Source organism: Streptomyces palmae, assembly GCF_004684805.1.
GTDB lineage: Bacteria > Actinomycetota > Actinomycetes > Streptomycetales > Streptomycetaceae > Streptomyces > Streptomyces palmae.
In genome coordinates, this window is the sequence record NZ_SRID01000328.1 from 1 (window position 1) to 7850 (window position 7850).

The 7850-nt window shown below is 70.9% G+C and carries 8 protein-coding genes and 1 other RNA gene; 7 read left to right on the forward strand and 2 right to left on the reverse strand.

The features are described from left to right. Nucleotides 1–338: LPXTG cell wall anchor domain-containing protein (locus E4099_RS25585; protein ID WP_167828479.1), on the forward strand; the 338-nt coding region annotated here is incomplete at its 5' end. Between the two features lie 194 nt (nucleotides 339–532). Here the strand turns inward: E4099_RS25585 and E4099_RS25590 are convergent. Then, on the reverse strand, nucleotides 533–724 hold the full coding sequence (locus E4099_RS25590; protein WP_135341478.1) for a hypothetical protein: 192 nt from the start codon (nucleotides 722–724) through the stop codon (nucleotides 533–535). Between the two features lie 524 nt (nucleotides 725–1248). Between E4099_RS25590 and ftsE the strand changes: the two genes are divergently transcribed. The 6 genes from ftsE (at nucleotide 1249) to dacB (ending at nucleotide 7052) form a co-directional block, all read left to right on the forward strand. Next, a complete protein-coding gene (ftsE, locus tag E4099_RS25595; protein WP_135341479.1) occupies nucleotides 1249–1938 on the forward strand; it encodes a cell division ATP-binding protein FtsE in 690 nt (229 codons plus the stop codon). A gap of 9 nt (nucleotides 1939–1947) precedes the next feature. Further along, a complete protein-coding gene (ftsX, locus tag E4099_RS25600) occupies nucleotides 1948–2862 on the forward strand; it encodes a permease-like cell division protein FtsX (RefSeq protein WP_135341480.1) in 915 nt (304 codons plus the stop codon). 67 nt (nucleotides 2863–2929) lie between these two features. Further along, nucleotides 2930–4156 carry a S41 family peptidase gene (locus tag E4099_RS25605; RefSeq protein ID WP_135341481.1) on the forward strand — a complete coding sequence of 409 codons (1227 nt, stop codon included), beginning with the start codon at nucleotides 2930–2932 and terminating at the stop codon, nucleotides 4154–4156. 18 nt (nucleotides 4157–4174) lie between these two features. Next, nucleotides 4175–4654: an SsrA-binding protein SmpB gene (gene smpB, locus E4099_RS25610; RefSeq protein WP_135341482.1), complete on the forward strand. Its 480-nt coding sequence runs from the start codon at nucleotides 4175–4177 to the stop codon at nucleotides 4652–4654. Between the two features lie 141 nt (nucleotides 4655–4795). Beyond that, nucleotides 4796–5165: a transfer-messenger RNA gene (gene ssrA, locus E4099_RS25615) on the forward strand. A 177-nt stretch (nucleotides 5166–5342) separates the two neighbouring features. After that, nucleotides 5343–7052 (forward strand): D-alanyl-D-alanine carboxypeptidase/D-alanyl-D-alanine endopeptidase, encoded by a 1710-nt coding sequence (dacB, locus tag E4099_RS25620; protein ID WP_209446736.1) that lies wholly within the window; start codon nucleotides 5343–5345, stop codon nucleotides 7050–7052. 81 nt (nucleotides 7053–7133) lie between these two features. On the opposite strand, the gene E4099_RS25625 is transcribed toward dacB, so the two are convergent. Continuing rightward, nucleotides 7134–7850: aminotransferase class I/II-fold pyridoxal phosphate-dependent enzyme (locus tag E4099_RS25625; RefSeq protein ID WP_425348275.1), on the reverse strand; the 717-nt coding region annotated here is incomplete at its 5' end.

Consider the following 7850-nt stretch of genomic DNA (forward strand, 5'->3'; position numbering starts at 1 on the left):
CCACCAAGCCGACCGATCCCCCCACCGACCCGACCGACCCGACCGACCCGTCGGACCCGTCGGACCCGTCGACCAACCCGCCGGGTGACAACGGCGACGGCGACGAGCAGGGCGGCAGCACCTGCACCGTCGACCTGGACGGCACCGACTGCGGCGACAACACCGGCACCGACAGTGCCGGCAGCAAGCCCGTGCAGCAGGGCAAGGCCAAGGAGGAGCTGGCCGAGACCGGTGCTTCCGAGACCACCTACCTGCTGGTCGGCGCCGCGACCATGATCGCGGGCGGCGTGGGCTTCCGCGTCATGCCGCGCCTGGTCAGCCGCGGCAACGTCGCCTGACCCGATAGCGGACAGCCGAACGGGCCCGGAGCGCACCTCGCGCTCCGGGCCCGTTCGCTTGTCTTCGTATCGTCGCCCCAAGGCGACCAGGACCCGGGAAACCTCACCGAACGACGGCTTCCGCCCGACATGGCGGCCTCACCGCCCGAGGAGACTCCGCCGACCGAAGCACCCGCCGAAGGGCGGGCCCCGCGTCAGACGAGCCTGGGTGCGATCAGGGCGACCGCGATCAGCGCCAGCAGCAGTACGGCCAGCGTGGTCGGATTCAGCCCGGCGAACGGGCCCTCCTGGCGCTGCAGCCGCTCCCGGCTCGCCCGGCAGACGGGGCAGCGGCCCTCATTGACGGGACTCGCGCAGTTGGCGCAGACGAGCCTGTCGTACGTCATGCGCTCTCCTCCTTCAGCGCGACTCGCGCGGTCCGGGATTGCGTCCTGCGGACCGCGGGCCAAGGCCATGTTCTTCCGGCCTTGCCGACCTGGCCCGAAGGACAGATTCCAGCCGTGGGTTCTCATAAGGTCAACGCATTCGAGCACCTGTTGGTTCCCCCCTCCACTGTGCCAGCTTCCGTCCGGTTCGGCGCGCCCCCCGTACGGGCCCCGTCCCCGGACGGCCGCGGTCCGCTCACGACCCCGTTCCGGCCCAGGGTCCGCCCCGCCCGCCCCGGCCCGTTTCCGGGCCCGTCGCGGCCTCCGGTCCGGACCGTAGCCGGCCTGGTACGGATGGTGGTCGGGTGCGCTCGGCCGGGCGGGGGTTTTGTCGTCGGTTTGTCCCCGATGTGCCGTGAATAAACGCACCAACCCGGAGTGACGACTGCGCGTCCACGCGCGGTTCGCGTATGGTCACGCACACCGACGGGAGCCGCCGCGACGGCAGCCCGTACCCCCTACCCAGGTCGACCGTGGTGCTTTAAGTGATCCGATTCGACAATGTCTCCAAGTCCTACCCCAAACAGAACCAGCCCGCACTCCGCGATGTCTCACTAGAGATCGAGAAGGGCGAGTTCATCTTCCTGGTGGGGTCCTCGGGCTCGGGCAAGTCCACCTTCCTCAGGCTGATCCTCCGCGAGGAGCGCGCCACCCACGGCGCCGTCCATGTGCTGGGCAAGGATCTGGCGCGGCTCTCCAACTGGAAGGTGCCGCAGATGCGCCGCCAGTTGGGCACCGTCTTCCAGGACTTCCGGCTGCTCCCCAACAAGACCGTGGGGGAGAACGTGGCCTTCGCCCTGGAAGTCATCGGCAAGCCGCGCGCTGCCATCCGCAAGACCGTTCCCGAGGTGCTGGAACTGGTCGGGCTCGGCGGTAAGGAGGACCGTATGCCCGGCGAGCTCTCCGGTGGTGAGCAGCAGCGAGTGGCGATCGCCCGGGCCTTCGTCAACCGTCCGCTGTTGCTGATCGCTGACGAACCGACCGGCAACCTCGACCCGCAGACCTCCGTCGGCATCATGAAACTGCTGGACCGGATCAACCGGACCGGGACGACGGTGGTCATGGCCACCCACGACCAGCAGATCGTCGACCAGATGCGCAAGCGCGTCATCGAATTGGAAAAGGGCCGTCTGGTGCGCGACCAGTCCCGCGGCGTCTACGGCTACCAGCACTGAAAGGACGCCATGCGCGCCCAGTTCGTCATGTCGGAGATCGGTGTCGGTCTCCGGCGGAACCTCACGATGACCTTCGCCGTGATCGTCTCCGTGGCCCTTTCCCTCGCCCTGCTCGGCGGTTCGCTGCTCATGGCCCAGCAGGTCAACAGCATGAAGGACTACTGGTACGACAAGGTCAACGTCTCGATCTTCCTCTGCAACAAGAACGATGAACACACCTCGCCCAACTGCGCCAAGGGCCCGGTCACCGAGGTGCAGAAGAAGGAGATCCGCGCCGATCTGGAGCGGATGAACATCGTCGACACCGTCATGTTCGAGTCGAGCAAGCAGGCGTTCGACCGCTACAAGGAGCAGTTCGGCAAGGACTCCCCGCTGGCCTCCACGATCACCGCGGACCAGATGCAGCAGTCCTTCCGGGTCAAGTTGAAGGACCCGGAGAAGTACAAGGTGATCTCCAGTGCCTTCGCCGGCCGCCCCGGCGTGCAGGACGTCACCGACCAGCGGGGCACTCTGGAGTCGTTGTTCAACCTCCTCAGAGGCATGAACTACGCGGCGCTCGGGCTGATGGCGCTGATGCTGGTCGTGGCGCTGGCGCTGATTTTGAACACCGTCCGGGTGTCGGCGTTCAGCCGCCGCAGGGAGACCGGCATCATGCGGCTGGTCGGTGCGTCCAGCTTCTACATCCAGCTGCCGTTCATCATGGAGGCCGCAGCGGCGGGCCTGATGGGCGGCATCTTCGCCTGCGTGCTGATGGTCTGCGGGCAGCGGTTCCTCATCGAGGGGTGGCTGGCCGAGAAGATAGACGCCATCCAGTTCATCGGGATGAGCGAGGTGTACGCCAAGTTGCCGCTGGTCCTGGCGATCGGGGCGTTGATGCCGGCGCTCGCGGCCTTCTTCGCGCTCCGCAAGTACCTCAAGGTGTGAGTTTCGCCCCGGGCGCCGTGAGGCCAACACCCCTTGCGGCGCCCGCCGGTGGCCTAGACTCACCGGCATGTCGGGCCCGTGTTCGTATGTCCCTCCCCGTACCGAAGGCCAGGGGAGCGCCACTCGTATCCGCCGCGGGGCCGCACTGACACTGCTCTTCGTGAGCGTGCTGGCCACCGGGGCCGCCGCCGGTTCCTGGGGGCATCCCCCGGACACCGACGAGCGACCCAGGACCGCGCGGATACCGGCCCGTACGGTGGCCAGGACCGCCGACTCCCGCGAGGTCGAGGCCGCCGCGGCCGAGGCGGTCAAGGACGGCAAGTCCGGCTCCGCCGCCGCCCGCGAGGTGGTGAGCCGCAGCGGAGACCGCTGGGGCGCCGTCTACAGCGCCCGTGAGTACGAGGGCTTCCGCCGGCAGCTGGACGGCAGCTATGTGGGGGTGGGCCTGGCGGCCCGGCTCGCCCCGGGCGGCCGGATCGCGGTGGACCGCGTGGAGCCCGGCAGCCCCGCCGCCCGCGCCGGCATCCGGCCCGGCGACCAGCTCCGCAGCATCGACGGCCGGCGCACCGCCGGCCGCCCCGTCACCGAGGTGGTGGCCTGGCTGCGCGGCGGTGAGGAGGGCGCCGTGGGCACCCCCGTGGTGCTCGGCCTGGGGCGCGGCGGCCACCACTGGCAGCGCACCCTGCACCGGGCCCGGCTGCGCACCGAACCGGTCACCGTGGACCGGCTCACCGACCGGCTGCCGCACGCCACCCGGATCCGGGTGAAGTCCTTCACCAGGGGCACCGGCGAGCAGGTGCGCCGCGCGGTGCGCCGGGCCCCGGCCGGCGACGCCATCCTGCTGGACCTCCGCGGCAACTCCGGGGGCCTGGTCAGCGAGGCCACCAGGGCCGCCTCGGCCTTCCTGGACGGCGGTCTGGTGGCCACCTACGACGACCGGGGCAGCCAGCGGGTGCTGGAGGCGCGGCCCGGCGGCGACACCCGCACCCCGCTGGTGGTGCTGGTGGACGGCGGCACCATGAGCGCCGCCGAACTGCTCACCGGCGCGCTCCAGGACCGCGGCCGGGCGGTGGTGGTCGGGTCCCGCACCTTCGGCAAGGGCACGGTCCAGATGCCGCGCCGGCTGTCGGACGGCTCGGTGGCCGAGCTCACCGTGGGGCACTACCGCACTCCCTCCGGGCGTACCGTGGACGACGTCGGGATCACCCCCGACCTCACCCTGCGGCCAGGTGCCGACACCTCGGCGGAAACGCGCGCACGCACGGTATTGAGTGGCCTCGGAGGCGGGTCCTAGTGCGAGAATGGCGGCGCTATGGCTAAAGAGACGGGTCGCAAACTGATCGCGCAGAACAAGAAGGCGCGGCACGACTATCACATTCTGGACACCTATGAGTGCGGCTTGGTGCTCACCGGCACCGAGGTGAAGTCACTCCGGCAGGGCCGTGCCTCGCTGGTCGACGGCTTTGTGCAGATAGACGGTCACGAAGCGTGGCTGCACAACGTCCATGTCCCCGAGTACTCCCAGGGCACCTGGACCAACCACAGCGCGCGCCGCAAGCGGAAGCTGCTGCTGCACCGCGCGGAGATCGACAAGCTGGAGCAGAAGATCCAGGACGTCGGTCACACCATCGTGCCGCTGTCCCTGTACTTCAAGGACGGCCGGGCCAAGGTCGAGGTGGCGCTGGCCAGGGGCAAGAAGGAGTACGACAAGCGGCAGACGCTGCGCGAGAAGCAGGACCGCCGCGAGGCGGAGCGGGCGATGTCCGCGGCCCGGCGCCGGGCCCGGGGCTGAGCCGCGGGACCTTCGCGGCGGACGTCGCCCACCGGTGGGAATACGCTGGCGGCCGTCGGCGCTGGTTCTGTACGATGGGTTCGCACCCACACGGGTGCGGGTTACACCGTGAGCAGTACCTAACTCAATAGTGGCCAACATGGGGATGATCGGTTTCGACAGCGGCTGTCGAAGCAGGGGAAGCGAGCCGAGGAAGCGGCAATGATCTCGTAAACCATATGCCGAAACCAATAATCGCCAACACCAAGCGCGATTCCTTCGCCCTCGCTGCCTAAGTAGCGACTTGCGAAGTGTCAGCCCGGGGCTGTTCCCGACCCGGATCCTGGCATCAGCTAGGGGACTAAACCACTAGACCCGGTCACGGGGTGTAGTGGGAAATCAAACAGTGACTGAGCCCGTCGGAGACTTGTCCGCGTGATCTCCGGGGCCGAGAAAAGCACAGCGGACTGCGCTCGGAGAAGTCCTGGTTCCACACCGTTGGACGCGGGTTCGATTCCCGCCATCTCCACTCATCCCATGTGACACACAGGCCCCACCGTCCTCGGACGGCGGGGCCTTCGTCATGCGGGGGCGCGCCTTGGGGCGCACGGGTTCCGTGTCGTAGGAGGGGGTGCCGGGTCCCTGACGGGGGTCGGGCCTTGGACGGCCCTCTGTCCTCGGTGGGGCTGCTGAGGGATCCTCACATGACATGAGAAGACGCCTGAGCAAGCGTGAGCGGGTCCGGTCGGCGCGGTGGGGCCGGCGGGCGTGGGTGGGGCCGCTGGCCCTCGGCCTGCTGGCCACCTTGACCTGGAGCTCCCCGGCCGACGCGGACGGCACCGAACCGGCGGCACGTACCGCCTCCGGCCCGCGGGCGGTCCCGCTCCGGGCCGTCCGGAGTGCCGCCACCGCCGACACCGACCTGAAGAAGGCCCTCGACACGATCCTCGCCGACCGGCGGCTGGCCGGCGCGGCCGCCGGGGTGGTGGTGGCGGACGCGAGCACCGGCGCGATCCGCTACGAGCACCGAGCGGCCGACCAGCTGATGCCCGCCTCCAACACCAAGCTCATCACCTCCGCCGCCGCGATGGACATCCTGGGGCCCGGCTACCGCTACCGCACCGAGGTGCTCAGCGACGCCCGCCGCCGCGGCTCGGTCCTGGAGGGCGACCTCTACCTGCGCGGCACCGGCGACCCCAACCTGCTTGCCAAGGACTACGACCGGCTGGCCGCCGACCTGCGCGCGGCCGGCGTCACCCGGGTCACCGGGCGCCTGATGGCCGACGACACCCGCTTCGACGACCAGCGGCTGGGCCGCAGCTGGGCCGGCGACGACGAGTCCGCGTACTACTCGGCGCAGATCTCCGCCCTCACCGTCGCCCCCGACACCGACTACGACGCGGGCACCGTGATCGTGCGGGCGGCCCCCGGGGCGCGTGCCGGCGACCGGCCGAAGATCACCATCACCCCCGCCAACGGGTACGTACGCGTCGACAACCGCGCCACCACCGGCGCCAAGGGCACCGCGAACACCCTGGGCACCGAGCGGCGGCACGGCGGCAACACCCTCACGGTCAGCGGCAGCCTCCCGCTCGGCGCCGCGCCGACCAAGGAGTGGGTGAGCGTCTGGGAGCCGACCGGCTACGCCGCCGCCGTCTTCCGCGCCGCGCTCACCGCCCACGGGGTACGGGTGGACGGCACCACCCGGTTGGGCACCGCCACCCCGTCCGCCGCCAAGCCACTGGCCGGCCACAGCTCCATGCCGCTCAAGCAGCTGCTGGTGCCGTTCATGAAGCTCTCCAACAACGGCCACGCCGAGGTCCTCACCAAGACCATCGGCTACCGGACCGCCGGCCGCGGCACCTGGCAGGCCGGGCTCACCGCCATCGGCGGCTTCCTCAAGCGCTCCGGCGCCCATCCCGACGGGCTGCGCCAGGTGGACGGTTCGGGGTTGTCCCGGATGAACACCGTTCCGGCGCGGGAGCTCACCACCCTGCTGCTCTCCGTACGCCGGCAGCCCTGGTTCGCCGACTGGTACGCGGCGCTGCCGGTGGCCTGCGACCCGGACCGGATGACCGGCGGCACCCTGCGCGGCCGGATGTGCGGCACCCCCGCCGCCCGCAACGCCCGTGCCAAGACGGGCTCCTTCACCGGCGCCTCCGCCCTCTCCGGGTACGTCACCGACAAGGACGGCCGCCAACTGGTCTACTCGATCGTCCTCAACAACTTCCTGGCCCCCTCGGTGAAGAGCATCGAGGACGCGATCGTGGTCACCCTGGCCTCCTCCGGTACGGCCCGCACGGTGGCCGCCCACCCCCAACCCGCACCCTTTGACCGCTCGACCGATGCCTCCGGCGCCGCCGGGAGCGGGGGAGCGCAGGACCTGGAGTGCGCCTGGCGCAAACCGGTGCGGTGCTGACCGACGCGATGCCGACTGATGCCCGACCGCCCGGAGGGCGGTGCCGGCTGACCGCCGGGGGCCACGCCGTGCGCGGGCCGGCTACGCCGGATCCGGTAGGGCCAGGCAGAGGGCGTGCAGGGCGGCGGTGAAGCTGTGCTCGGGCGGGGTGCCGTAGCCGATCACCAGGCCGTCGCGGGGCGGCATCGGGCTGTCCGGGTGGCGGTAGCCGGCCAGCCCGTCGACGGCCAGACCGTGGCGCCGGGCCGCGCGCAGGGTGTCCTGCTCGGTGCCGGGCGGCAGCTCCAGCACCGCGTGCAGCCCGGCCGCGATCCCGCTGACCCGGATGTGCGGGGCCCGTTCGGCCAGCGTGGTGACGAGCTGGTCGCGGCGGCGCCGGTAGCTGAGGCGCATCCGGCGCAGGTGCCGGTCGTACGCCCCGCAGGCGATGAAGTCGGCGAGGGTGAGCTGGTCCAGCGCCCCGGACCACAGCTCGCGTACGCCCTTGGCACCGAGGATCTCGTCCACCAGATGCGCCGGGACGGCCATCCAGCCCAGGCGCAGCGCCGGGGACAGGCTCTTGCTGGCCGAACCGAGGTAGACCACCCGGTCCGGATCGAGCCCCTGCACGGCGCCGACCGGCTGGCGGTCGTACCGGAACTCGCCGTCGTAGTCGTCCTCCAGCACCACACCCCCGCCGCGATCCCGCTGACCCGGATGTGCGGGGCCCGTTCGGCCAGCGTGGTGACGAGCTGGTCGCGGCGGCGCCGGTAGCTGAGGCGCATCCGGCGCAGGGGCCGGTCGTACGCCCCGCCGGCG